Raw genomic sequence first — 25,893 nt, forward strand, 5'->3', positions numbered from 1 at the left:
CGGAGACTTAACAAAGCGATAGCCGCCCGGGTTTCCCCGCTGGCGCAAACGTGAGGAAGTTCGCATGAAAGACGCCGCGCCCACGACGGTCTATCTCAAGGATTACACGCCCTTCGGTTTCACGCTCGAGTCGGTCCACCTGACCTTTGACCTTGCGCCCGAGACCACGCGCGTCAAAAGCCGGGTCCTGTTCCGCCCCGACCTCTCGGCGCCCGGGCGCAAGTTCTTCCTGCACGGTGAACAGCTCAAGCTCCTCTCGGCCGCCATCGACGGCAAGCCGGTGACGCCCGTGATCACCCCCGAGGGGCTGACCTGCCAGGTGCCCGACAAACCCTTTGAATGGACCTGCGAAGTCGAGATCGCGCCGGCGAAAAACACAGCTCTGGAAGGGCTTTACATGTCGAACGGCATGTATTGCACCCAATGCGAGGCCGAGGGCTTCCGCAAGATCACCTATTACCCCGACCGCCCCGACGTGATGAGCACCTTTACCGTGCGCATCAACGGCGACCTGCCGGTCCTGCTGTCCAACGGCAATGCCGAGGGCAAGGGTGACGACTGGGCCGAATGGCACGATCCCTGGCCGAAACCCTCCTATCTCTTCGCGCTGGTCGCGGGCGACCTCGTGGCGCACCCAGGCAGCTTCACCACCTGTTCGGGGCGCGAGGTCGAGCTGAACCTCTGGGTGCGCCCCGGCGACGAAGGCAAATGCGCCTTCGGCATGGAGGCCCTCAAGAAGTCGATGAAATGGGACGAAGAGGTATATGGCCGTGAATACGACCTCGACATCTTCAACATCGTCGCGGTGGACGATTTCAACATGGGCGCGATGGAGAACAAGGGGCTGAACATCTTCAACTCCTCCGCCGTGCTCGCCTCGCCTGAAACCTCGACCGACATGAACTTCGAGCGCATCGAGGCGATCATCGCGCATGAGTATTTCCACAACTGGACCGGCAACCGCATCACCTGCCGCGACTGGTTCCAGCTCTGCCTGAAAGAGGGTCTGACCGTCTTCCGCGACAGCCAGTTCACCTCCGACATGCGCTCGGCCGCTGTCAAGCGGATCGGCGACGTGATCGACCTGCGCGCCCGCCAGTTCCCCGAGGACAACGGCCCCCTCGCCCACCCGGTGCGCCCCGAAAGCTTCCAGGAGATCAACAACTTCTACACCGCGACCGTCTACGAAAAGGGCGCCGAGGTGATCGGGATGCTGAAACGGCTGGTGGGCGACGAAGCCTACGCCGAGGCGCTGGATCTCTACTTCGCGCGCCATGACGGGCAGGCCTGCACCATCGAGGACTGGCTGAAGGTCTTCGAGGATGTCACCGGTCGCGATCTGGGCCAGTTCAAGCGGTGGTATCAACAGGCCGGCACCCCGCGCCTCAAGGTCGAGGAAAGCTGGGAGGACGGCACCCTGCGCCTGACCTTCACCCAATCGACCCCACCCAGCGCAGCCACGCCCGCGCCGCTGCCGCAGGTGATCCCGGTGGCAGTCGGCCTCATCGGCCCGAATGGCGACGAACTGCGCGAGACCGAAGTTCTGGAAATGACGAAGGCCACGCAGACCTTTGAATTCAGCGGCTTTCCGACCAGACCTCATGCCTCGATCCTGCGCGGCTTCTCGGCCCCGGTGATCCTAGAACGCGATCTGTCGACCGAAGAACGCGCCTTTTTCCTCGCCCATGACACCGACCCCTTCTGCCGCTGGGAAGCGGGTCGCGCGCTGGCGCTCGACACGCTGAACGCGATGGCGCTGCGCGGGGCTGCACCGGATGCGCATTACCTCGACGGAATGATCGCCGTCCTGCGCGACGACGCCCTTGACCCGGCCTATCGCGCGCTGATGCTGGGCCTGCCCGGCCAGTCGGAACTGGCCGCCGCCCAGGCCGAGGCGGGCCACACACCCGACCCGGACGCCATCTGGACCGCGTCCGAGACGTTGCGCCAGACACTTGCCACCCGTGCGGGGGACCTGCTGCCGAAGATCTATGCCGCCGCGCAGGTCGACGACCCCTACCAGCCCGACGCCGAACAATCCGGCAAACGCGCGCTCGCTGGTGCGGTGCTCAGCCTGATGTCGCGGCTCGACGGCGGCACCACGGCGTCCGTGCAATACGCCCGCGCCGACAACATGACGCTGAAGCTCTCGGCGCTTGCCTGCCTGCTGCGCGCAGGCAAGGGTGCGAATGATGTCGCGGCCTTCTACGAAGAATGGCGCGATGACCGGCTGGTGATCGACAAGTGGTTCATGCTGCAGGTGGCCGAAGCGCCGCCCGCCAAAGCAGTTGAAACCGTGAAGACCCTCGTGCAGCACCCGGATTTCAATTGGAAAAACCCCAACCGCTTCCGCGCAGTCCTGGGCGCCTTCACCGGCCATCACGCCGGCTTCCACCGCAAGGATGGCGCGGGCTACGAGCTGCTCGCCGACTGGCTCATCAAGCTCGACCCGGTGAACCCGCAGACCACCGCGCGAATGTGTTCGGCCTTCCAGACCTGGCGGCGCTACGATACCGACCGGCAGGCGCTGATCCGCGCCCAGCTCGACCGGATCGCCGCCACGCCGGGCCTCTCGCGCGATACCACCGAGATGATCACCCGCATACAGGGAGCATGACATGGGCATAGTCCTCGTAACCGGCGGCAGCACCGGCATCGGCGCGGCGGTGGCCCGCATGGCCGCAACGCGCGGCTGGGACGTTGCGATCAACTACCACTCCAGCATCGAGGCGGCCGAGGCCGTCGCCGCCGAAGTCCGGGCGGCAGGCCAACGGGCGTTCATGTGCCCCGGCGACATCGCCACCGCCGAAGGCGTCGCCCGCATCTTCGAAGCGCTCGACCGCGAAGCCGGCCGGATTGACGCGCTGGTGAACAACGCCGGCGTGGTGGACGTCGCCACGAAGGTCACCGAGATGACCCATGCCCGCCTGCGGCGCATGTTCGACATCAACGTGATCGGCGCCTTCCTGGCCGCCAAGGAAGCTGTGCTGCGGATGCAGGCGCAGGGGAGCGGCGGCAGCATCGTCAACATCTCCTCGGCTGCGGCGCGGCTCGGCTCTGCCAATCTCTACGTCGATTATGCCGCCTCCAAGGCCGCCATCGACATTCTGACCAAGGGGCTGAGCGACGAGGTCGCCGCGCAGGGCATCCGCGTCAACGGCATCCGGCCCGGCCTGATCGAGACCGAGATCCACGCCAAGGGCGGCGAACCCGACCGCGCGCAACGGCTGGCCCATGTCGTGCCGATGCAGCGCACCGGCACCGCCGACGAAGTTGCCGAGGCGGTGCTCTGGCTCATGTCAGACGCGGCCTCCTACGTCACCGGGGCGACACTCGACGTTTCGGGCGGGCGGTGAACGACTACCGCTTCGAACGTCAGGGGCGTTCATTGGGCGCCGTCGCGCTGCTCGGCACGATCTACGCCGCCTTGATCCTAGCGGTTCTCTACCTCGACGCCGCGCCCTGGCTGATGGGCCTTCTCGCGCTGCCGACCCTGCCCGCCTTGCGGGACGTGATCGCCAACCCGTCTGCCGGGCTGCACCTTGGCGAGGATGCCATCGAATGGTACAGCGGACGGCGCGCAGGTTCGGTCAGCCGCGACGAGATCGCGCTCCTGCGTCTTGACCGGCGGTGGGATACGACCGTGCGCGCCGTGTTAGTCCTGACCAGCGGCAAGGCTATCCACCTGCCGCAGGAATGCCTCCCCCATCACAGCTTGCTCGAAGCCGAAGCCGCCGCGCGCGGCCTGAGGGTCGAACGCCACCCGTTCTCTCCACTCTGACTTTCCCTTCCCTTGCTGCCTCAAGCCCCCTAACGATTGACCAGCCACATGTCCCGCCGTCCGCCGCGGGAACTCATTGAAAGGACACATCCGATGACGCCTGCCCAGACCTTCGCCAACGCTCTGATCGAGGCGCATCGAACCGGCCAGCGGGCCGACGTGTCATCGCTCCCCCTGCCCGGTTTCGCCGAGGCGCTGGAGATCCAGCAAAAGGTACAGGCCGATCTTGGGACGGTGGCCGGCTTCAAGGTTGCCCGCTCGCCCGAAGGCCCGCCGATCATGGCGCCGATCGCGGCCAGGCGGGTCGTTCAATCAGGCGCAGAGGTCAGCGTGCAGGACGTGCTGGGCATCGAACTCGAAGTCGGGTTCGAAGTGCTGTCCGTCCCGACCGGCGATCCGCTGGACCACCCCGAGCGCCATTTCCGGCCTCGCGTGGTGATCGAACTGGTCGACACCCGAATGGCTGGCAGCGACCACGCGCCGCTGGCCAAACTGGCCGACATGCAGATCAATGCGGGCCTCGTGGTCGGGCCGGCACTCGACGGCTGGGACGGCCGCGACTTCGGTGTGGTCGACGCGGCCCTACGCTGCGGTGAAACCCAGGTGATCGACGGCCACGCAACGGTTCCGGGCGGCTCGGCGCTGACCAACCTGGCGCTGCTCTGCGCCCATATCGGCAACCATTGCGGCGGGTTGCGGGCCGGGCAGATCGTCATCACCGGCTCGCTCTCGGGGCTGAAGTATTTCCCGGCGGGAACCAACGTGATCGGGCGCATCGACGGTTTTGGCGAGATACGCTGCTTCCTGCGCTAAGGCCGCCCTCTGACGCCGCCGACCACAACGGCGAGATTTTGGGCACCTGCCAGTTTCAATGCCTGAAACTCCGGTTTTGCCGTAGGGGTCCGCACCTGCATTGCCTAAGTTGTTCGAGACGGCGGCAAGGCAGGGATCATGAGCGACGGCATTCTACGGGCCATTGGGTCGGAGCCACAGGCCACACCTGGTGAGAACCTGACCGCGACATTGCAACCCGACTCGGCCTCGACCGACGCCACGGACCTGTTGACCGCTTTTCGTGCGGGCCAGTCCGATCCCGTAGCCGTGACCGAGGCACACCTGACCCGCATTGCCCGGATGAACCCGGTGCTGAATGCATATTCCACCCTCGCGGCAGATGCCGTGTCCCAGGCCGAGGCCTCGCGGAAGCGTTGGTCCGAGGGCGCACCCAAGGGGCCGCTCGACGGCATTCCGATCATTCTCAAGGACAACCTCGTCTCCGCCGGCCTCCCGGCCGCCTGGGGCAACGCCGAACTCGCCCGGCGCATGGCTTCGGCGGACGAACTCCCCGTGGCCGCCCTGCGCAGGGCCGGCGCGATCTTCCTCGGCAAGGGGAACACGCCGGAATTCGCCGTCGAAGGCTATACCGGCAACCTGACCTTCGGCGTCACCGGCAATCCGTTCAACTCCGAGCTCACGCCCGGCGGTTCCTCGGGCGGCGTGGTGGCGGCGGTCGCGAGCGGCATGGCCGTGGCGGGTCTGGCGACGGACGGCGGCGGCTCGATCCGGCGGCCGGCGGGCTATACCGGGCTTTGGGGCCTGAAGCCCGGCATCGGAACGGTCGCCCGCGGCGGCGGCCTGCCGCAGATCCTGCTGGATTTCGAAACCGTCGGGCCAGTCACTCGGTCAGCGCGCGACCTGATCCTGTTTCACGAGGTGCTGACGGGCCGCCCCCATCAAGCCACCCCAACGGCCCTGCGCATTCTCGCCGTCGGGCAGATCGAGGATGCCCCCTGCGATCCCGCCATCCGCGCCGCCTTCGCGGCAACGATCGACCGGCTGCGCTCCCTCGGCTGCGAGGTTTCCGAAGGCCCCCTGCCGCTGGATCTCGGCCCCTTGAACGCGGTCTGGGGCCGGATCGTCGAGATCGGGCTGGCCCATCTGGCGGCAACGGATCCGCCGGTGATGGCCGCAGCGGCCCGGAAGTATCGCGACATGGCCGCCAAAGGCGCCCCCGCCCCGGCCACAGAACTGTTCGAAGCGCTGACCCGCGTCGCCGCCCTCCGGGACGCCGCACGCCATCTCTGGGGCTTCGACGCCGTTCTGCTGCCGACCGCCGCCGCCATGCCCTGGCCTGCCGGGGCCACACACCCCGACAAGATCGACGGCCATGACGTCGGACCACGCGGGCACGCGGTCTACACCGGCTGGGTCAACGCGGCGGGCCTTCCGGGTCTCGCCTTCCCCGGCGGGCAGTCCGACGGCCTGCCAATCGGAATGCAGCTGATCGGCCCGAAAGGCGCCGAAGACCGGCTCCTCTCGCTTGCCCTTCTGCTCGACGGCTGAGTCTCAGCGCAGCTCGACCACCGCCTCGACCTCGACCAGAGCATTGGCCGGCAGCGAGGCGACGTTGACGGCGGTGCGGGCGTGCCGCCCCGCCTCGCCGTAGAGATCGATGAACATTTGCGAGGCGCCGTTCACGATGAATGGCCCCTCGCCATAGCCCGGCGGCGCGGCGACGAATCCGCCCAGCCGGATCACCTCGGCCACGCTGTCGAGCGAGCCGGTCAGCGCCTTGATCGAGAACAGCAGGTTCAGCGCGCACATCCGCGCGGCAGCCTGGCCTTCGGCCAGGTCGAACCCCTCGCCGACCGGGCCGCAATACTGCGGCACACCTTCCCACTCGCAGATCTGCCCCGACAGGAAGAGGAGCTTGCCCGAGATCTTGCCCGGCAGGAACAAGGCCCGCGACGGCGCCGAGGGCGGCAGGGCCAGCCCCATCGCGCTCAGCCGGGACTCGATTGCACAGATGCTCATGCAGCGACCTTTCTCGCGGCGTACAGCGATACCGCGAGCCGGATCAGCGACAGGTCAGATCCCCTCGGGCCGATCAGCGACACCCCATAGGGCGCTCCATCGACCGTACCGGCAGGCATCACCACCTGCGGCAGGCCCGTCATTCCGGCGAGGCAAAGCAGCTTCTGCGCGTGGTGGCGGAAGTTGTCGAAGATCTCGAACGGGGCATCCAGCCGGAACGGCGCGTCATGCGCGACCGGAGCCAACACGACCCCATCCGCTCCCAGCAGCGTCTCGACATGGGCGCGGATAGCCTGACGCGTCTCCGAGGCCGCGGCGATCTCGGCCTCGGTCAGCGCCTCTGCGGCGGCGGCGCGGCCATCGATCCCGCGCACCAGCGGCATTTTCGAGCTGCGGATGAAGGGCACGATGCTCGCCTTTGCATCGCCGCCCATCGTCGTCAGGTAGGCGGCAAAGGCGTGCTCGATCCCATTCGGGTAGAGATCGTCCACGGGCGTCGCGTCCAGACCGCTGAACGCGGCCTCGCAGACAGCCCGCTGCGACGGGCCGAGCGCCTCCATCATCTGCACCGGCCAGAGGTACCGCGGGTTCGCCGGCAAGGGCGCGTCATCGGCGAGCAGGACCGACATTGTCCGCAGCAGCGTCTCGCCGTCGCGCGAGAAGATCCCGGCGGTGTCATAGCTCGGAGACAGCGCCATCACGTCTTCCAGCGAAATGCGTCCATGCGTCGGGCGCAGCCCCCAGATGCGACAGAAGCCGGCCGGCGCGCGCACCGATCCGCCGGTGTCCGAGCCCAGCGCAATATCGGCCAGCCCACCCGCCACGGCCACGGCGGAGCCGGAGGAAGAGCCGCCGGGGATCCGGTCCGGCGCGGCTGGGTTCACCGGCGTGCCGAAATGGGCGTTCATGCCATACATCGACCAGGCCAGCTCGTCGGTATGCACCTTGCCGACAAAGCGCGCGCCGGCATCGAGCAGCGCCTGAACGGCCGGCGCATTGCGCGTCTTGACCCCGCTCATCGCCAGCGCGGTGGGGCAGCCCCAGCCGCTGCGATAGCCGGCGACATCGTAGATATCCTTCACCGCAAGGGTCAGCCCGGCAAGCGGTCCCTCGGCGGCACTTGCCACCGGCATGGGTTCGTAGGGCATGAAACAGTTGTAGGGGTCGTGGTCGATCAGCAAGGCATCACTCGGCAGCTATTGGAGTTTCGGCCCGCACGCAGGCGACGCGGCGACGCGGCGCGGGCGTCCGCATGGGTGGCAACCCGGCGCGGCACGCCGGCTCTACCAGCGGACAACGCGGAGCGAAAGAGCAGTTCTCCGGCCTCGTCTCCAGCGCCGGCGGCGCGCCGGGAATGGCGTTCAGCCGTTCGCCGCGGGCCACGTCATGCAGGTTCGCCGCCAGCAAGCCCCGCGTATAGGGGTGGCGACCGTCGCGGATGATCTCGCGCGTGGTGCCCTCCTCGACGATCTGGCCGGCATACATCACCGCCACCCGCTCCGAGATCTCCACCGCGACGCCGATGTCATGGGTCACGAAGATGACCCCCATCCCGAAGTCCTTCTGCAACTCGCGCAGCAGCAGCAGGATCTGGATCTGCACCGTCGCGTCCAGCGCCGTCGTCGGCTCGTCCGCCAGCAGCAGCTTGGGCCGGCAGGCGAGTGCAAGTGCGATCATCACCCGCTGACGCATCCCCCCCGAGAGCTCGTGCGGGTAGTTGCTCAGCCGCCGCCGGGCCGACGGGATCCGCACCCGTTCCAGCATGTCATGCGCGACCGACATGGCGTCGGACTTGCTCACGCCCTTGTGGCGCATCACCGCCTCGGCGATCTGGTGGCCGACGGTATAGACCGGGTCCAGCGCCAACGCCGGTTCCTGAAACACCATCGACACCTCGCCGCCGCGATAGCGCTGCAACGCCTTGCCCGAGAGGCTGAGCACGTCTGTCCCGTTGACATGCATCGACCCCTCGATATCCGTGCGCTTGGGCGGCAGCAGCCCCAGGAGGGCCTTCAGCGTCACCGACTTGCCCGAACCGGATTCGCCGAGCAGAGCCAGCGTTTCGCCCTGCTCCATCGACAGCGAGACGTCGTTGATCGCATGGACCGTGCGCTTGCCCCTGAAGCGGATCGTGAGATTGCGAATATCGAGCAGCTTGTCAGACATAGAGAGCCTCCGCGATTTGGTCAGGCGCGCTCATGCCGCCACCTCCTGCCCGGCCTTCGGATGCCCCGAGGCCGCGTCGTGCAGGTGGCAGGCGACCAGGTGCTGCGCATTGCGTGCAAGGCCCGCAAGGCGCGGCGGCGTGGTCTTGCACACCTCCGAGGCAAAGCGACAGCGGGTATGGAAGCGGCACCCCGAGGGCGGGTTGATCGGGTTCGGCGGATCGCCCGACAAAGGCGGCTCTTTGGTGCGGTGGTCCGGGTCCATCGCCGGCATCGCCGAGAACAGCGAGCGCGTATAGGGATGCGCCTGCTCGGCCCAGATCGAATCCACCGGCGCGACCTCGACCACCTCACCGAGATACATCACCAGGATCCGGTCCGAGATGTAGCGCACCACGTTCAGGTCGTGGCTGATGAAGATATAGGTCAACCCGAACTCGCGCCGCAGGTCGCTCAGCAGGTTCAGCACCTGCGCCTCGACCGACTTGTCCAGCGCCGAGACCGCCTCGTCCAGCACCACCAACCGGGGCGACATCGCCAGCGCGCGGGCGATGTTCACCCGCTGCCGCTGCCCGCCCGACAGTTCGTGCGGATAGCGGTGGGCAAAGCGGTTCGGGTCCAGCCCGACCCGCTCCATCAGCCGCCGCGCCCGCCCCTCGGGATCGTCGAGCCCCTGGACCCTTGCCCCGAAGGCGACCGAGGCCTCGATCGTCATGCGCGGATTCAACGTGGCATAGCTGTCCTGAAAGACCATCTGCACACCCTTGCGCAGCTGCTTCAGCGACAGCCCCTCGCCGAGGTCGATACCATCGAAGATGATCTCACCCTCGTCCTTGGGCGTCAGCCCGATCAGCAGCTTGGCCGTGGTCGACTTGCCGCAGCCGCTCTCGCCGACGATGCCCAGCGTCTCGCCCTTCTTCACCTCGAAGGACACACCGTCTACCGCCTGCACCATGGCCTGCGTGCGCCCGAGGATGCCGCCGCGCACGGGGAAATACTTGCGCAGGTTGCGCACCATCAGCAACGGTTGCGCCGGGCCGCCGGTATCGGGCAACGGCTCGTAGGTTTCGACGTCAGTCGCGGACATTCATCGCACTCCTCAGACCGTCGCTCAGCAGGTTCAGGCAGAGCGAGGTGACGAAGATCATCATCCCCGGCAGCGCCGAGAGCCACGGGTTGATGTAGATGGCCGAGCGCAGCGTATTCAGCATCAGCCCCCATTCCGGCTCGGGCGGTCGCACGCCGATGCCGAGGAACGAGAGACCCGCCGCCAGGATCATGCAGACGCTGGTAAGCGAGGTCGCATAGACGAAGATCGGCGACAGCACGTTGCCGATCACATGCACCCGGATCACCGTCAGCGCGCTCGCCCCCGTGGCCCGCGCCGCGTCGATATAGTCGAGCGCGCGCACGCCCGAGGTCACCGCCTCGGCCACACGGGTGATCGGCGGGATGAAGACGATGGTGAGCGACACCAGCGAGTTCACGATCCCCGCCCCAAGCGCGCCGGAAATGGCGATGGCCAGCAGCACCGAGGGGAAGGCAAAGAAGACGTCGACCGTGCGCATGATGATCGTGTTGGTGAGCCCGCCGACGAACCCCGCGACGATGCCCAGCGCCGAGCCGATGAAGAAGGCAAGGACCACCGGCATCAGCCCGATGAACAGCGTCAGGCGGCCGCCATAGATCAGCCGGGCGAACATGTCGCGGCCCTGCTCGTCGGTGCCCAGCAGGTGCCCGGTGGTCCCGATCGGCTTGAGCCGCGCGATCATCGACCCTTTGTAGGGATCGGCCAACCCGAGCCAGGGCGCGAAGACCGCAGCCAGGATCAGGGCAAGCACCACACCGGCGCAGATCATCGTCAGCGGATCGCGCACCAGGCGCGCGCCGACGCCTGCCCAGTAACCCTGCGGCTTCTGCGCCGGTGCAGGCTCGACGGCAGTGGTTTCCACAAGCGTCATTGTCATGTCCTCTGGATGCGCGGGTCGATCGCGGCCTGCGCCACGTCGACGATCAGGTTCATCGCCACGAAGAACATGGCCAGCACCAGGATCGTGCCCTGCAGCAGCGGCAGGTCGCGCTGGAAGATCGCGTTCGACAGCAGGAAGCCCGAGCCGGGCCAGTTGAACACTGTCTCGATCAGGATCGAACCGCCCAGCAGATAGCCAAGCTGCAGCCCCATCACCGACAGCGCCGTCGCCGCCGCGTTGCGGGCGACGTGGCGCAGCACGTCAGCGCGGCTCATGCCCTTGGCGTAAAGCGCCTGCACGAAATCCATGGTCAGGATATCACCGGCCAGCGCCCGAACCGTGCGCGCGACGATGCCGATGGGCACCACCGCCAGCGTGACCGCCGGCAGGATCAGGTGGCGCAGGTGCAGCCAGTCCCAGGCCCAGCTCTGCGACCCGCCGGGCCCCGCCCCCATCGATGGCAGCCACCCCAGGTTGACCGAAAAGATGATAACCAGCACGATCCCCAGCCAGTAGTTCGGCACCGAGACGCCGGTGATCGACAGCGCGGTCACCGCCCGGTCGATCCAGCTGTCGCGGGAATATCCGGCCAGGAACCCCAGGAAGGTGCCGATGGGAAAGGCAATGATCGCGGCGCTGACGGCCAGCAGCAGCGAGTTCTGCACCGCCCCGAAAACCTCACCCGCGACGGGCCGCCCGGTGGCGATGGACTTGCCCATGTTGCCCTGGGCGAGGTTGCCGATCCAGATCGCGTATTGGACCGGCAAAGGCTTGTCGAGGCCATAGGCCGCGCGCATGGCCGCCTGTTCCTCGGCGGTTGCGTCCACCGGCATGATCGCCGTCAGGGGATCCCCCGGCGCGATCTGGACCAGCAGGAAGCAGATCACCGAAACGCCGAAGGCGACCGGAAGGACTAGGATGAGACGGCGGATGAGATAACTGAGCACGGTTTGAACCCCGGTCTGGTTGCCCCCGCCGCAGATCGCGGCGGGGGCGGTTGGCTTACTCTTCGATCGTGATCGACGAGAAGTTCTGGTACCAGTTCTGCGCCTGGACGAAGCCCTTGACCTTGGGCGCCATCGCACGCGGCGCCACGTCGTGGGTCACGAAGAGGAACAGCGCCTCGTTCACGAATTTCTCGTGGGTCTGCTTCAGAACGGCATCCTGTTCGACCGGATCGAAGGTCGTCTTGATCTTCTTGAACAGGGCCTGCATCTCGTCGTCGCAATAATGGCCCCAGTTGGTGCCGTTAGGCGCGACCAGGTTGCAGTCGAGGTGGCGGATCAGGCCGGTGAACGGATCCTGGATGAAGTAGGTGAAGTTGATCGACTGCGACCCTTCGACCGCCGGATCGGCAGCCCCGGCGCGCCACAGGTTGATCATCTGATTCCACTCGACGACCATGAACTCGACGTCGATCCAGATCTCGGCCAGGCTCTGCTGGACGAATTCGTTCATCGGCAGCGGCAGCATCTGACCCGAGCCCGAGGGCGACATCAGCGCCTTGACCTTCAGGTGGTTCTCCGGGCCGAAGCCGGCTTCCTTCATCAGCGCCTGGGCCGCTTCGAGGTCGTATTTGACGTCGAAGGTCGGGTTGCCGAACCACTGCGAGGACGGCGGCAGGAAGCCCTTGGCCGGCACCATCAACCCGCCGAGCAGCGGCATCATTCCCTCGCGGTCGATGGCGAGGTTGGCGGCCTTGCGCACGCGGATGTCATTCCAGGGTGAGCCTTCCAGCCGTGACAGGTGCCAGGTCCAGTTGTGCGGATAGGCGTTCGAGGAGATCACAAAACCGTTGCCCTGCATCGCCGGGATGGTGTCCGGCGCCGGCGCTTCGATCCAGTCCACCTGCCCCGAGAGCAGCGCGGCTGAACGGGCGTTCGGCTCGGGTAGCGGGATCAACACCATCTTGTCGAGCTTCGGAACACGGGTTTCGTCCCAATAGGCGGTGTTCGGCACCAGTTCGGCGCGCTCGCGCGGCACGAAGGCCTCGAGCTTCCACGGGCCGGTGCCCGAGGGCTTGGCCGCAACCGCCTCCCAGTTCTTGCCCTGGGCTTCCCAGTTCGCCTTGGACGACATCAGGATCCAGGCCAGCTGGTAGGGCAGCGTGGCGTCCGGGGCCTTGGTGGTGATTTCCAGCGTCAAATCGTCGATGGCCTTGTAGGACGCCACCGCCGGAATCCGCGACTTGCCCTGCGCGGCCTGGCGCGAGTCGTATTGCTCGGAACTGTCGACCAACAGCTTGTCGAAGTTCCAGACCGCCACCTCGGCGGTGAAGGGCGAGCCGTCGTGGAAGGTCACGCCGGGGCGCAGTTTGAAGGTCCAGGTCAGCTGGTCCTCGCCAACCGACCATTCCGTTGCAAGGCCGGGGATCAGCACCGAGGGCTTGTCGGCGCTGGTCAGGTCCCATTCGATCAGCGAGTCATAGACAGTATAGCCCATGAACCGCATACCCTCGCCGCCCTGGTCGGTCTGACCGGTGGTCAGGGGAATGTCGGCAGCGGTCATACCGATGCGCAGCGTGCCCTCCGCCTGGGCGATCGAGCCGCAGAACAGGGCGACGGCGGCGGTCATCGCAGCGAAGCCCTTTCCAAATCTAGACATGAATACCTCTCTGTCAGGAACCGACCATCGTGGGCCGGCATTATTGTCGGCGCGGCCATCACGGGCGCGTCCATGTCACAGAGTTTGGCAAGCGCGTTTTCGTCATTGCCAGCCAAGAGGTGTGTCAGTTGCGGTGTCCACCCGACGCTTCGCTGCGCATGCACAAGAAACGGGCGGGATTATGCTGCGCCGCCGCATAATCGGGCAGTGAATATCGGTCAGCGCAGGTCGAACGGCCGATCAACGGCCGTCCGGCCCGGCCTCTAGGCGATGAAGCAACGCGCGCGCCGCCGCCCGAATTGGCGCCACCAGCGGTACCGGCGAAATCGAGGCCAGACGTTCCGCGGCTTCCCCCAAGGGCCCGCCGCCGATGATCGCAGCCTCCGCACCCGCCCTTGCGGCCTCTTCGATGGCCGCCAGTAGCGCCGCATCGAGGCGCTCCGGTTCCGCCATGAGGCCCAGCGCATCGCCTTGGGCGAAGTGGCACCCGAGATACGCGCCATCTCCCCGCCCACGCATGAGCGCATCGATCCGAGCTTCGAGCTGCGGGGTGGTCGTGACCACTGCAAAGCGGCGCCCGCCAATGCCAGCCTCGATGGCAGCCGCCGCGCCGATGCCGACAACCGGGCACGTCAGCCGTTGCGCCAGGGTCTCGCGGCCGGGATCGCCAAAGGCCGCGACGATCACCCCATCCAGCGCCGGCAAGGGCGTCTGCCCCACCAGCACAGCCGCCTGGTCAAGCGCCTCCGGCGTCACGATCATCCCCGGGCCGCCCGGCGCGGTCCAACCCTCTATCTGCGGAAGAATGGTCCCCGCAATCGCGACCATAGCGGCAGTCGTCGCCGCGTTCGAATTCGGATTCATCAGAAGCAGCGACCGCATCCAGGCCCTCTCGCGCGTTGATGCGGTCAAGGTGCCGCGACACCGCGACCGAGACAAGACCGGACAGCCATGAGCCTGCCTTCGCCGGGGAAGAGCCCGCTAGCCCGGACGGCCAAGTTCCTCCAACATCCTGTCGCGCATGACGAATTTCTGCGCTTTCCCGGTCGCCGTCACCGGCATCTCGGCTACGATGCGCACATGGCGTGGCACCTTGAAATGGGCGATCTGGCCACGGCAGAAGCTCTTCAACTCCTCCTCTTCCAGCGCGACGCCCGGCCGGGCCACCGCCCAGGCGCAGACCTCCTCGCCCAGCTTTTCGTCGGGGATGCCGAAGACCTGGACTTCGCTCACCTTTGGATGGCGCATCAGGAATTCCTCGATCTCGCGCGGATAGATGTTCTCACCGCCCCGCAGGATCATGTCCTTGGCGCGCCCGACGATGCTGCAGAACCCTTCGGCATCCAGAACCGCCAGATCCCCGGTCTGCATCCAGCCGTCGGTGATGCTCTTAGCCGTCATCTCCGGATCGCCCCAATAGCCCTTCATCACCGAATAGCCGCGCGTGCACAGCTCGCCTTCCACCCCGAGCGGCACTGTGCGCCCATCCTTGCCCATCAGCTTGACCTCCAGGTGCGGATGCACACGGCCCACGGTCTGGCAGCGCTTGTCGACAGGATCGTGCACAAAACTCTGGAACGAAACCGGAGAGGTTTCGGTCATGCCATAGCAGATCGTCACCTCGGGCATGTTCATGCGGGTATTTACCCGCTCCATCACCTCGACCGGGCAAGGCGCGCCCGCCATTATCCCGGTGCGCATCGCCGATAGATCGCGCGGCCGTGCCTCGAGTGCCTCGAGCATGTTCACGAACATCGTCGGCACGCCGTAGACTGCCGTGCAGCGTTCGCGTTCCAGCGCGTCGAGCGTGGCCTCGGCTTCGAACCCCTCGCCCGGAAACACCATCGTCGCGCCCTTACTGATGACTCCCAGCACTCCCATCACCATCCCGAAGCAATGGTAGAGCGGCACCGGGATCGCCAGCCGGTCGGTCTCCGACAGGGCAATCCGGTCGGTCACGAAACGCGCGTTGTTGACGATGTTGTAATGCGACAGAGTCGCCCCCTTGGGCTGGCCGGTGGTGCCCGAGGTGAACTGGATGTTGATGGCGTCATCGGGGTCCAGCGTGGCGTCGATCGACGACAGGCGCAGCAGCTGCGCCGGCCCTCCCAGCCGCTTGAGTTGCGCGAAGGAATAGACGCCCGGGCCCGGCGTGTCAGTCATCTCGATGACGCTGCGCAGATGCGGCAGCCGCTCGGCGCGCAGGCGGCCGGGCGCGCATGTCTCCAGCTCCGGCGCCAGTTGCCGGACCATTCCGATATAGTCGGAGGTCTTGAAGCGCGTCGCGCAGATCAGCGCGCGGCAGGCGACCTTGTTCAGCGCATATTCCAGCTCGGCCAATCGGTAGGCCGGGTTGATGTTGACGAGGATCAGGCCCACCCGCGCCGTCGCGAATTGCGTCAGCACCCATTCGACGCGGTTGGGCGACCAGATCCCGACGCGGTCACCCTTCTCCAGCCCCAGCGCCAGGAGCCCCGAGGCCAGTTCGTCCACCGCCCGGTCGAGATCGTAGTAACTGAGCCGAACGCCCTGCTGGCAGAACACCGCCGCCTCGCGCGGGCCGAAGCGCGACACCGCCTCGCGCAAGAGCTGCGGCACCGTGATATAGGCCAGCGGCGGCACCGAGGCCCCGCGCACGTAAGACACGTTTCCCGTCGGTGCCAGCGAGCTTTCCCGCGCCTCCGTCGTCGCGTCCCAGCCGGATATCCGGCTCATCAGGCTCTCGCTCAGGATCGACATTCCTCCGCCTCCCTTACATGGTGCGCCAGTCACCGCTCTGCTCGAAGGCATGACCTGCCTGGTAAAGCTTGAGCTCGCCATAGTTGCTTCCGACCAGCATCATCCCGATGGGCAGCCCCTCGCTCAGCCCGCAGGGAACGCTGAAGGCCGGCAGGCCGGTCCCGTTGAAGGGCGCGGTATTGCCGATCATCTCGAAGGCCCGCTGGATGTAGAGGCTGATAGAACAATCCGGAGGCGGAATCTCCTGCGCCTTCATCGGCACCGTCGGCATCAGCAGCATGTCGTATTGTCGGAGCACTTCGGAGTAACGGGCAGTGACCTTGCGCATGATGTTCTGCGCCTTGCCGTAGAAACGGCCCCGATATTGGGTCTGGAAATACTCGCCCACGAACATCGACACCTTGAGCGATGGGCTCAGCTCGTCCGCGCGTCCGCGCCATTGCGCCATGTGGTCCATCATAGAAGGCAGGAAGAGCCCGCGATAATTGGTCCCCGCCGAATTGCCCCACATCATGTGATCCTGCAGGCCTTCCAGCGTGATCGCGGTCCAGCAGTCGATGGCAAGCAGGTGCTCTGGCAACGACACTTCCTCGACCCGCGCGCCCAGGTCACGGAACCGCTCGGCGGCGGCCAGGACCTTGGCATCCACGTCGGCCTCGCTCTCGGGGCGGTGGAAACCTTCCTTGAGGATCCCGATCCGCAACCCCTGCGCGCCACGTCCCAGCGCCTCGGTATAGCGGTAGGTCTGCGGCTTGTACTGCCGCGGGTCGAGCCCGTCCTCGCCGGCCAGCACCTCGAGCAGCAGCGCATTGTCGGCCACGCAATTGGTCACCGGCCCGACGTGATCGATGGTCTGCTCGACCGGCATCACCCCGGAATAGGGCACCAGCCCATGGGTTGGCTTCATCCCGTAAACCCCGCAATTCGCGGCAGGAATCCGGATCGAACCGCCCTGGTCACCAGCAATGGCCATGTCGACCTCGCCGGTCGCCACCAGCACCGCCGAACCGCTCGAAGACCCGCCGGCCATATAGCCATGCTTCCACGGGTTATGGACCGGCCCCTTGGCATTGGTATGCGAGCCGCCCGAGAGGCAGAAGTTCTCGCAATGCGACTTGCCCACGATGGTGGCGCCCGCATCGAGCATCCGGGTGACGATGGTGGCGTCGATCTCGGGCGTGAAGCCCTCCATGATCGACGAGCCGTTCATCATCGGAACCCCGGCCAGGCAGACGGTGTCCTTGAGCACTATCTGCTTGCCCCGCAACGGCCCGTCGGGCGCGCCGCGCACCTCGGTCTTGACGTACCAGGCGTTCTGCGGGTTCTCGGAATAGTCCGGGAAATGGCCCGGCGAACGCGGATAGCGCACCGCCGGCAGGTGGTCGGGCATCGCGTCGAGGCGGTCGTAGGACTGGAAGTTGCCCTCCATCAGTTGCAGGTATTCCGCCAGTTCGGCATCGGTCATGCTCATCCCGAGCCGGCTGGCCATGTCACGCATCTGCGACAGGTTGGGGCGTTTCACGGTCATGTTCGTCACCGGAGGTTGCACCGCCGCGACAGGCGCGGGCGCGGTGGTCTGGTTGAAATCGGTCCGGCCCTGGATGGCCGGTGGCATCGCTCGCCCGGCCACGGCGCGGGGGGCCAGAACGCCGGAATGCGGCGCGGTCATGCCGCCCCGCGGCTGCGCCGCCACGCGCGGCGACGAGCCCCGCGTGGCGCGTGCGGCACCAAAGCCAAGGAACTGGTCGACCTTGCCCTGGTCGGCCAGCTCGGCGCGGCTCAACTCGCCGGTGATCCGCCCCCGCTCCAGAACCAGAACACGGTCCGACAGGTCGGCGATGAAGTCGAAGTTCTGCTCGACCAGCAGCACCGAGAAATTCCGCGTCTTGCGCAGGCGCAGCAGCGTTTCGGCCATCTCCTCGATGATCGAGGGCTGGATGCCCTCCGTCGGCTCGTCCAGCAGCAGGAAATCCGGATCGCCCATCAGGCAGCGCGCCAGCGCGAGCAACTGCTGCTCGCCCCCCGACAGCGCGCCCCCGTCCCGGTCGAGCAGCGGCCGCAGGCGCGGAAAATCCTGCAGGACCGCCTCCATCACCTCGGTCTCGGTGCCGCCGGAATAGTCGTGCCAGGCAAAGCGCAGGTTGTCGCGCACCGTCAGCTGCGGGAAGATCCCCCTGCCCTGTGGCACATAGCCAAGCCCCAGCCCGGCCCGTTCATAGGGCGTGATCCGAGTGACGTCGGTGGCGTGAAAGCGCACGCTCCCGGCGGTGGCCGGCAGAAAGCCCATGATCGTCTTGAGCAGGGTGCTCTTGCCCATGCCGTTGTGACCCAGCACGCCGACGACCTCGCCCTCGGCGACAGCGCAGTCGATACCGTGCAGCACCGGCACCCTGCCGTAGCCACCCGAGAGGCCCTTCACCTCCAGCGCCATGACCGTCTCTTCCGCCATCTCAGGCCTTCTTTCCAAGATAGACATTGCGCACCGTTGCATCCGACATCACGCGGTCCACGTGGTCCTCCATTAGCACCGCCCCCTGGTGGAACACCGTCACCGTCTTGGCGATCGAGCGGATGAACTGCATGTCATGCTCGACGATCACGATGGCCGCCGTCCGGTTCAGCTCGTGTATGATCCCGGTCATCCGTTCGACATCCTCGGCGCTCATTCCCGCCGCCGGCTCGTCCAGCAGCACCAGCCAGGGGTCACCGACAGCGACCAGCCCCAGTTCGACCCGCTGCCGCTCGCCATGGGCCAGCCGGCCCAGCGTGCTGCGCGCGATCGGGCCCAGCGCCAGCCGCTCGACCATCTCCTGCGCCTTGCGGTTGGCCTCGGCGACCGGGTGGAACCGGCGCGCGGCCAGCCAGATGTTCTCGAAGACCGACAGCTCGTCCATCACGTTGGGCGTCTGCGTCTTGATCCCCACCCCCATCGAAGCGATCTGATGCGGCATCCAGCCAGTGGTCTCCGTGCCGCGCATGAAGACCTGCCCCTCGGTCGGGGTCTGCAGCCCCGCGACGCATTTGAAGAAGGTCGACTTGCCGGCCCCGTTCGGTCCGATCAGGCAGCGCAGCTCGCGGGCGCGCAGCTTGAAGTTGACGTTGTCTGCCGCGACCACTCCGCCAAAGCGCATGGTCAGAGCGACGGTTTCCAGCACCACCTCAACCATTCGCCCGCTCCCCTCCGCGCATCCGGCGCGCCTGGTGGATGCGTCCGAGCGGACGCCGGCCAAAGCTTGCCTTCCACAGCCCGACCAGCGCCGGGACAATTCCCTTGGGCAGGAACAGGACGAAGAGCACCAGGATGAGGCCAGTGATCAGCGTGTTGTCGACCACCGCCTGCTGGCCGAGCAGGAACTTCAGATAAGCCAGCCCCGCCGCCCCGACGATCGGCCCCAGCCGCGTGCCCAGCCCGCCGACGATGCACCAGATGATGATCTCGGCCGACTGGCCCAGCGAGAACAGGCTCGGCGTCACGATCTCGGCCCAGTTGGCGAAAAGCGCCCCGGCCAGCCCGGCAATCGCCGCGCCGATGGCGAAGAGCACCGTCTTGCGCGCCCGCACGTCGTAACCCATGAGCGAGGCCCGCGTCTCGTTCTCGCGGATCCCGACCGCGACGCGTCCGAAACTCGACCGCAGCAGCGCCGAAACCAGCAGGAACACCAGTGCCAGCAGCACCGCGCAGACATAGAAGTAGGGATCGCCCCAGATGTAGGTGTCGGGGTCGCCCGGCACGTTCAGCGTCGGAAAGCCCGGAATGCCGTTGAACCCCCCCATTCGCGCCTTGCCGATCACGTATTGCGGCCCGGCGGTCGAGTTCATGAACTTGAACAGGATCAGCGTGACGACAAGGGTGATGACCCCGAGGTAGACATCCGTAAGCCGCCCGTAGAACATCATCGCGCCCAGCAGCGCGGCGAAGACAGCCGGCACCAGGATCGCAAGGATCATCGGCAGCGTGCTTTCGCCGATGTTGATGGCGGCGATGGCATATGTATAGGCGCCCAGCCCGAAGAAGGCTGTCTGACCAAAGCAGAGAATGCCCCCGAACCCCCAGATCAGGCCAAGGCTCAGCCCCAGCATCCCGTAGATGACGAGCACCGTCAGCGTATAGGTCCCAATCAGCAGCGGCATGATCCAGATCAGCACCGCGGTGACCAGGACGGTGACCCAGACGTCTTTCACGAAACGGCCGGGCATCACAGCCTGCCCTTGAAGAAGCGCCCGGTGATGCCCTGCGGCATGATCCGCAGCAGGATCACCGCCGCCACCAGCAGGGCCACCTCCCCGATCACCGGAGAGATCGCGAAGGTGAAGATCTGGCTCACGATGCCGAAGACCCCCGCGCTCGACAGCAGGCCCGCGACCAGCGAGGGGCCACCGGCGATCACTGTGATGAAGGCCTTGGCGATGTAGGCCCCGCCCGAGGTTGGCACCAACCCGACCAGCGGCGCGAAGACGGCACCGGCCAACCCCGACAGGGCTGAGCCACAGAAGAAGGTCGCCATGTAAATCCGGTCGGGGCTGTAGCCCAGTGCCGCCGCCATGTCGGACCGCTGCATTGCGCCCCTTGCGACCAGCCCGGCCCGCGTCGTCCTGAGCACCAGCAGGACGCCGATCAGCAGGGCGATGGCCGCCAGGATGACGAAGAAATTATAGCCGTTGATCTGGTAGTCACCGACCGCAAAGCCGGGGATCGGCGTCGAGATACCGGTGGTGGTATTGCCGAAGATCATGGTGACAAGCCCGATGAAGAACAGGCTCAAGCCCCAGGTCGCCAGCATCGTGTCGACCAGGCGGCCATAAAGATGGCGGATCACCAGCCGCTCCACCACCAGCCCGATCAGCCCGACCACCAGCGGCGCAACCACCAACATGGCGACGAAAATGTTCACGCCCAGGTTCACTGCGGTAATGGTCGCATAGCCGCCCATCATCATGAATTCGCCATGAGCGAGGTTGATAACCTTCATCATGCCGAAGACCACCGCCAGCCCGGCACCGATCAGGATCAGCGAGGCGACGGCATAGAGCATTTCCACGAGTATGACGAATGCGAGGTCCATCTTTGCTTTCGGTATCTCTTGGGTGCAGACGACCGGCCCCCTGGCGGGGTTGGCGCGGCGGTCCGCCGCGCCTGCCGGCCTGTTTTCCGGGTCAGATCTGGATTTCGTACTGCGTGTTGTCGTCCGGATTGGCGTTCAGATCGCAGACCGCCTGGGTGTCGATCGGCGGCCGCTGCGACAGGGTCTCGATCACCTTCATCTTGTGATCCTGCACCTTCATCAGATGCACATCCACGGTCGCATGGTGCGTCTTCGGATCGACCGTGTATTTGCCCGCCGGTCCATCGACCGAAATCCCGGTCTCCAGCGCCGCCGTCACCGCATCCCGCTCGATCGAGCCGGCCTGCGCCACGGCCTTGGCCCAGGTGTGCACGCCGTAGTAGGTCGAGACCGCAAGCTCGTGCAGCGCGGTCGGATCGCCGTAGGCCGCCGTCCAGCGGTCCTTGAAGCTCGCGTTCTCGGCGGTTTCGAGATCCTGGCTGTAGGAATAGGCGACCATGATGCCATTGCCCTCTTCCGGCGTCAGCACCTTGTGCTCGTTGCCCACGCCCATTGTGGTCGAGGCCAGCGGGATCTTGTCCTTCATGCCCGAAGCCGCCCACTGGCGGAAGAACGACAGATGCGCCCCGCCGACAAGCGGCGCGATCACCAGGTCGGGCGCTGCGGTCTGCACCTTGGCGATGGTCGCGCCGAAGTCGGCAACGTCGAGCGGGAAGAAGTCGGTCCCGACCACCTCGCCACCGGCCTCCTCCACGAACTTCTGGATCCAGCGCGCGGTGATCTGGCCATAGTTGTAATCCGCCGCCAGCGTATAGACCTTCTTGCCGCCCGCCTCCTTCAGCGCCCAGGGCACCAACGCCGCCGCCTGCTGCGCCGGGGTCAAACCGTTGCAGAAGATGTTGCGGTCGCAGACGCCGCCCTCATACTGGACGTTGTAGAAATACAGCGTCTTGTTCTTGCGCATGGTCTGGCGGATCGCCTCGCGCGAGGCCGAGAGAATGCCGCCATGCACCACGTCGACCTTGTCCTGGCGGGTCAGCTGCTGTGCATATTGCGAATAGAGCGCCATGTCGGACTGGGTGTCATACGAGACCACCTCAATCTGCCGGCCCAGCAGACCGCCCGCACCGTTGAGCTCGTTCACCGCAAGCCGCAAGGCCATGTCCATCGGCTTGCCGTAGGCATCGAAGATGCCGGAGGTGTCGAGGATCGAGCCGAGCTTGATCGCATCCGCGGCGAGCACCGCTTTCGGCAGCATCGCCGCTCCGGTCATCGCCGCCGTTCCGGCAAGGAAATTCCGTCTGTTGAGTGTCATCCCGTTTACCTCCGAGGTGTCTGTTGGTCTTGGCTGCGCAGGTGTATATCCTGCGTCATTCCCTGGGCGTGTCTTTCGCCTTGATGCGGTTGGCGTAATCCGCCGTCCGCCCGGCGAGGTTGGCATCGAAGTCGAGCCCGATTTCTTCGCCCATCTGCTTCATCGCCGGCAGGCGCACCGCCATGCCGAGGATCTGGTCCATGGCCGCGCCGAAGGCATTGTCGACGCTGGTCCCTTGCCCGGCCCCGCCCTGCCCCTGTCCCACGCCCGAGATCTGGTTGATACGGATCGAGTCGATCTTCTCCACCGGCTTCATCATCTGGGTCATGATCTCGGGCAGCCGGTCGAGCTTGCGCTCTTCCAGGCGCATCCGGATCACCGCGTCGCTCAGCGTGTTCTCGGCCGAATTCAGCGCCGTGCGCCCCGCGGCCTCCGCCTCCATCCGCACCCGCTCGGCATCCGCTGCCTTGGCCTTGGCGGTGGCATCGGCCTGCGCCCGGGCCAGCAGGGTATCGACGTCGCTCTTCACCCGCGCCTCTTCCAGCGCCAGGTCCTTTTCCTGCTTCAGCCGCGCGATCTCGCGCTCGCGCTCGGCGATGGCGCGCTCCTTCTGGGCCTGCACATGTTCGGCGGCCAGGATCACCGTGGCCCGCGCCTTCTCCTCGGCGGCCTTGGCCTCGGACTCCTCCGCCCGCTTGCGCGCCAGCTGGATGTCGTTGGCGATCTTGGTTTCTTCCAGCGAGAGGATTGCCGCCATCTCGGCACGCCGCAGCGCCTCGTCATTCTCGACCTTGCTGGCCTTTACGCGGCCATCGTTGGTGATCCGCGAGGTCTCGGTGGCCAGCCGCGCTTGGTCGCGCGCCTGCTCTTCCCGCGACTTCGCCTCGGTTTCGAGCCGGGCCAGGTATTCCTGCTGGGCGATCTCCGCCTCGCGCTCCTCTCGCTTCAGCTCTAGCTGACGGCGGTGCTGGGCCAGCTGGCTCTCGCGGACCGAGATGTCGGCCTCGGTCTCGATCCTCACCCGCGCCTTGCGCTGGTCCGCCACCAGTTCCGCCAGCCGACGCATCCCCTGCGCGTTGAAGGCGTTGCTCTCGTTCCACTGCGCCAGGTCGCTCTGATCGACATGCAGCAACGAGACCGAGACGATCATCAGCCCCAGCCGCGCCGCCTGCTGCTCGACCGTGCGCGAAACCTCGTCGGCAAAGCCCGCGCGGTCGAGATGGATTTCCTCCAGCGTGCGCGCGGCGGCGGCGTTCTGGATCGCGTTGACCAGGGTGCCCGAAAGCACCTCTTCCACGCTTTCGACACTGCGCGAGATCCGCGAACCAAGCGCCTGCGCCGCCGTGGCGATCCCCTCGTCGGTCGGCGCGACGCGCAGCTCGAACTCGAAGCTCACGTCCGCCCGCATCTGGTCGCGCGTCAGCACCGCCTCGCGCCCTGCGCGCAGCGTGGTAAAGGTCAGAGCCCCCATCGAAACGCGCTGCACCTGGTGCAGGATCGGCAGCGCCAGGCAGCCGCCATCGGTCACCACGCGCCGCCCGCCGAAACCGGTCCGCACCAGCGCGCTATCCAGCGTCGATTTCGCGTAGTAGCGCTGAAGGAACCAGATCCCGACAAGCACAATGATTGCGGCGCACGCCAGCAGGGCGATCCAGAGCAAATGTCATCTCCCGGTTGCAGTGTCCCGGCCTGAATCGGCACGGGTTATCGTTGAGCGAACCCTAGGGGAATTTTATTTTCCGTTTCAAGTAAAAAATTTGAACTGGAAAATTTATGTGTTCAAGTAACTGCTTTTTAACGACTTTATGACCTCAAAATTGAGACCGTCCGCGCGCGCCAGATAGATCGGTGCACGGCCGCAGTGCTCGCCAACCCCCAGTTTGCGGCTGCTGCGGTGAATCACCGGACGCCCGGTACCAAGGCTGAACGACCGCCATGCCGAACCGTGATCGCGCATCAGCCCGGCCAGGAAATGCAGCCCCTCGTAGGTCGACTGACCCAGCGCATTCAGAACCGGCGCCTGGTCGCCGTGCAGGCGATAATACTGCTCCTTGAACGCCGCGTTGGCCTCGCTCGGCAGCGAGGCGAAATACGAGGACGCCACGAACATCCGCTTGCTGTTGCGCGACCCGCTGGCCAGCAGCGAGTTCTCGTCGATGGCACAGGACAGCCGCACCATCTTCTTGTGCAGCCCCGCCGCTCCGAAGGCCCGGTTGAACGCGACGGCATCCTGGCCGACCAACGAGATCAGCACCGCCTCGGCCTCGGAGCGCTCGATCTCCTCGACGAAGCGGCTCATGCTGCTCAGCCCGAACGGCAGGTATTTCTCATAGGCCAACCGGCTCGACATCTGCTTCAGCTTGGCCTTGGCGAACAGATGCGAGATCCGCGGCCAGACATAGTCGTTTCCGATCAGCGCCCAACTGGCTGGGCGATAATCCTTCTGGATCAGCTCCATCGAGGGGCCAAGCTGCTCGTCCGGAGTCTCGCCTATGGCATAGATGCCGGCGGTGGTCTCACCGCCCTCGTAGAGCGGCGTGTAGACATAGGGAATGCGCTGGCGCACCACCTTGCTCAGCCGCTGCCGGACAGCGCTGATGTGCATCCCCACGATGGCATCGATCGAACGGCTTTCGATCAGGTCGTTCACCGTCTGCTCGATCGGGATCGCCGCCTCCAGCGCCGAGTCGATCATGACCAGTTGCACATTGCGGCCGTTGATGCCGCTGGCGCGGTTCAGTTCCTCGACGGCCACCTGTGCACTGGAAATGCAGGAAGGCGCCCAGATCCCGGCCGAGCCGCACAAAGGAATGAGAAGCGCAACCCTAAACGTCCCCCGCGCTTGGGCCAGAGGGCCGTCACGCAACTCGTCCAGCTCGGTGGGGACGAAGGGTTGGGGTAGTGCGTAGCTCATCCAGGTGACGCCTTCGCCGTCCGGGAAGGGAATTCGCACATAGCATTTGAGTTTAATTTCCAAGTCAACTAAAATCTCGAAAAGGTTCGAGTGGTAGGCCGATGGACAGCAGCGATAGCCCAATAAACAACTTCGTTTCCTACGCCCTGGCCGCCGCGCACAGAAGAATCAGCAATTCTCTGAGCGCCCGCCTGCGCAAGCACGGCATCCAGATCGAAGCCTGGCGCCTCCTCGAAACGCTCGGGTCCGGCCGCCACCTCACGATGGGCGAACTGGCCGAGATCGTGCTGATGAACCCGCCGACCCTTACCAAACTGGTCGACCGCATGGTGTCCGATGGCCTGGTCCACCGCCAAGTCTCGCAAAGCGATCACCGCAAGGTCAACGTCCTGCCCACCGCGCTCGGCCGCAAGCGCATGATGCAGATCCGCCGTGAGATCGAGGACGAAGACGCCGCCATCCTCAGCCAGCTCGGCCAGGACGACTCGGCGGAGCTGATCCGTATTCTGCGCGGGATCGCCTGAACCG

At 66.0% G+C, this 25,893-nt stretch carries 22 protein-coding genes; 6 read left to right on the forward strand and 16 right to left on the reverse strand.

The genetic code is table 11. From position 1 onward, the window contains the following. The first annotated feature begins 64 nt into the window (after nucleotides 1-64). From pepN to IE266_RS17300, 5 genes are all read left to right on the forward strand, one after another. Nucleotides 65-2,617 (forward strand): aminopeptidase N, encoded by a 2,553-nt coding sequence (gene pepN / locus IE266_RS17280; protein ID WP_189681364.1) that lies wholly within the window; start codon nucleotides 65-67, stop codon nucleotides 2,615-2,617. 1 nt (nucleotide 2,618) lies between these two features. Next, nucleotides 2,619-3,356, forward strand: coding sequence for an SDR family oxidoreductase (locus tag IE266_RS17285; protein ID WP_189681365.1), 738 nt, complete (start codon nucleotides 2,619-2,621; stop codon nucleotides 3,354-3,356). Further along, entirely contained in the window at nucleotides 3,353-3,781 is a 429-nt protein-coding gene (locus IE266_RS17290; protein ID WP_229864229.1) for a hypothetical protein, read from the forward strand. The genes IE266_RS17285 and IE266_RS17290 overlap by 4 nt, the downstream gene beginning before the upstream one ends. A gap of 93 nt (nucleotides 3,782-3,874) precedes the next feature. Continuing rightward, entirely contained in the window at nucleotides 3,875-4,594 is a 720-nt protein-coding gene (locus IE266_RS17295) for a hydratase (protein WP_189681366.1), read from the forward strand. A 138-nt stretch (nucleotides 4,595-4,732) separates the two neighbouring features. Continuing rightward, the gene (locus tag IE266_RS17300) at nucleotides 4,733-6,124 is read left to right on the forward strand and encodes an amidase (RefSeq protein WP_189681367.1); all 1,392 of its coding nucleotides are present in this window, start codon (nucleotides 4,733-4,735) and stop codon (nucleotides 6,122-6,124) included. 3 nt (nucleotides 6,125-6,127) lie between these two features. Here the strand turns inward: IE266_RS17300 and IE266_RS17305 are convergent, their stop codons facing one another. The 16 genes from IE266_RS17305 to IE266_RS17380 form a co-directional block, all read right to left on the reverse strand. Further along, nucleotides 6,128-6,595 (reverse strand): RidA family protein, encoded by a 468-nt coding sequence (locus IE266_RS17305; RefSeq protein WP_189681368.1) that lies wholly within the window; start codon nucleotides 6,593-6,595, stop codon nucleotides 6,128-6,130. Further along, nucleotides 6,592-7,776 (reverse strand): amidase, encoded by a 1,185-nt coding sequence (locus IE266_RS17310; RefSeq protein WP_189681369.1) that lies wholly within the window; start codon nucleotides 7,774-7,776, stop codon nucleotides 6,592-6,594. The genes IE266_RS17305 and IE266_RS17310 overlap by 4 nt, the downstream gene beginning before the upstream one ends. 4 nt (nucleotides 7,777-7,780) lie before the next feature. Then, nucleotides 7,781-8,761 (reverse strand): ABC transporter ATP-binding protein, encoded by a 981-nt coding sequence (locus IE266_RS17315; RefSeq protein WP_189681370.1) that lies wholly within the window; start codon nucleotides 8,759-8,761, stop codon nucleotides 7,781-7,783. Nucleotides 8,762-8,791: 30 nt separating this feature from the next. Then, nucleotides 8,792-9,847, reverse strand: coding sequence for an ABC transporter ATP-binding protein (locus IE266_RS17320; RefSeq protein WP_189681371.1), 1,056 nt, complete (start codon nucleotides 9,845-9,847; stop codon nucleotides 8,792-8,794). Further along, nucleotides 9,834-10,721: an ABC transporter permease gene (locus IE266_RS17325; RefSeq protein WP_229864231.1), complete on the reverse strand. Its 888-nt coding sequence runs from the start codon at nucleotides 10,719-10,721 to the stop codon at nucleotides 9,834-9,836. Before IE266_RS17325 ends, IE266_RS17320 begins: the two co-directional genes overlap by 14 nt. A gap of 2 nt (nucleotides 10,722-10,723) precedes the next feature. Beyond that, a complete protein-coding gene (locus IE266_RS17330) occupies nucleotides 10,724-11,677 on the reverse strand; it encodes an ABC transporter permease (RefSeq protein ID WP_189681373.1) in 954 nt (317 codons plus the stop codon). Between the two features lie 55 nt (nucleotides 11,678-11,732). Further along, on the reverse strand, nucleotides 11,733-13,334 hold the full coding sequence (locus tag IE266_RS17335) for an ABC transporter substrate-binding protein (RefSeq protein WP_189681374.1): 1,602 nt from the start codon (nucleotides 13,332-13,334) through the stop codon (nucleotides 11,733-11,735). 240 nt (nucleotides 13,335-13,574) lie between these two features. Continuing rightward, the gene (locus IE266_RS17340) at nucleotides 13,575-14,216 is read right to left on the reverse strand and encodes an aspartate/glutamate racemase family protein (protein ID WP_229864233.1); all 642 of its coding nucleotides are present in this window, start codon (nucleotides 14,214-14,216) and stop codon (nucleotides 13,575-13,577) included. A gap of 99 nt (nucleotides 14,217-14,315) precedes the next feature. Further along, nucleotides 14,316-16,073 carry an AMP-binding protein gene (locus IE266_RS17345; protein ID WP_189681375.1) on the reverse strand — a complete coding sequence of 586 codons (1,758 nt, stop codon included), beginning with the start codon at nucleotides 16,071-16,073 and terminating at the stop codon, nucleotides 14,316-14,318. A gap of 13 nt (nucleotides 16,074-16,086) precedes the next feature. Next, nucleotides 16,087-18,522, reverse strand: coding sequence for an amidase (locus IE266_RS17350; RefSeq protein WP_189681376.1), 2,436 nt, complete (start codon nucleotides 18,520-18,522; stop codon nucleotides 16,087-16,089). Between the two features lies 1 nt (nucleotide 18,523). Beyond that, a complete protein-coding gene (locus tag IE266_RS17355) occupies nucleotides 18,524-19,240 on the reverse strand; it encodes an ABC transporter ATP-binding protein (RefSeq protein WP_189681377.1) in 717 nt (238 codons plus the stop codon). After that, nucleotides 19,233-20,270, reverse strand: coding sequence for a branched-chain amino acid ABC transporter permease (locus tag IE266_RS17360; protein WP_189681378.1), 1,038 nt, complete (start codon nucleotides 20,268-20,270; stop codon nucleotides 19,233-19,235). The genes IE266_RS17355 and IE266_RS17360 overlap by 8 nt, the downstream gene beginning before the upstream one ends. After that, a complete protein-coding gene (locus tag IE266_RS17365; RefSeq protein ID WP_189681379.1) occupies nucleotides 20,270-21,136 on the reverse strand; it encodes an ABC transporter permease subunit in 867 nt (288 codons plus the stop codon). Before IE266_RS17365 ends, IE266_RS17360 begins: the two co-directional genes overlap by 1 nt. 91 nt (nucleotides 21,137-21,227) lie before the next feature. Further along, nucleotides 21,228-22,451, reverse strand: a complete 1,224-nt coding sequence (locus IE266_RS17370; RefSeq protein WP_189681380.1) for an urea ABC transporter substrate-binding protein — start codon at nucleotides 22,449-22,451, stop codon at nucleotides 21,228-21,230. 55 nt (nucleotides 22,452-22,506) lie between these two features. Next, complete coding sequence (locus IE266_RS17375) at nucleotides 22,507-24,111, reverse strand: flotillin family protein (protein ID WP_189681381.1); 1,605 nt, start codon at nucleotides 24,109-24,111, stop codon at nucleotides 22,507-22,509. A gap of 111 nt (nucleotides 24,112-24,222) precedes the next feature. Continuing rightward, entirely contained in the window at nucleotides 24,223-25,365 is a 1,143-nt protein-coding gene (locus IE266_RS17380) for a substrate-binding domain-containing protein (RefSeq protein WP_189681382.1), read from the reverse strand. Nucleotides 25,366-25,466: 101 nt separating this feature from the next. On the opposite strand from IE266_RS17380, the gene IE266_RS17385 reads away from it, so the two are divergent. After that, a complete protein-coding gene (locus IE266_RS17385) occupies nucleotides 25,467-25,889 on the forward strand; it encodes a MarR family winged helix-turn-helix transcriptional regulator (protein ID WP_189681383.1) in 423 nt (140 codons plus the stop codon). Nucleotides 25,890-25,893 lie beyond the last annotated feature (4 nt).

It is taken from the genome of Seohaeicola zhoushanensis, assembly GCF_014656415.1.
Taxonomy (GTDB): Bacteria; Pseudomonadota; Alphaproteobacteria; order Rhodobacterales; family Rhodobacteraceae; genus Seohaeicola_A; species Seohaeicola_A zhoushanensis.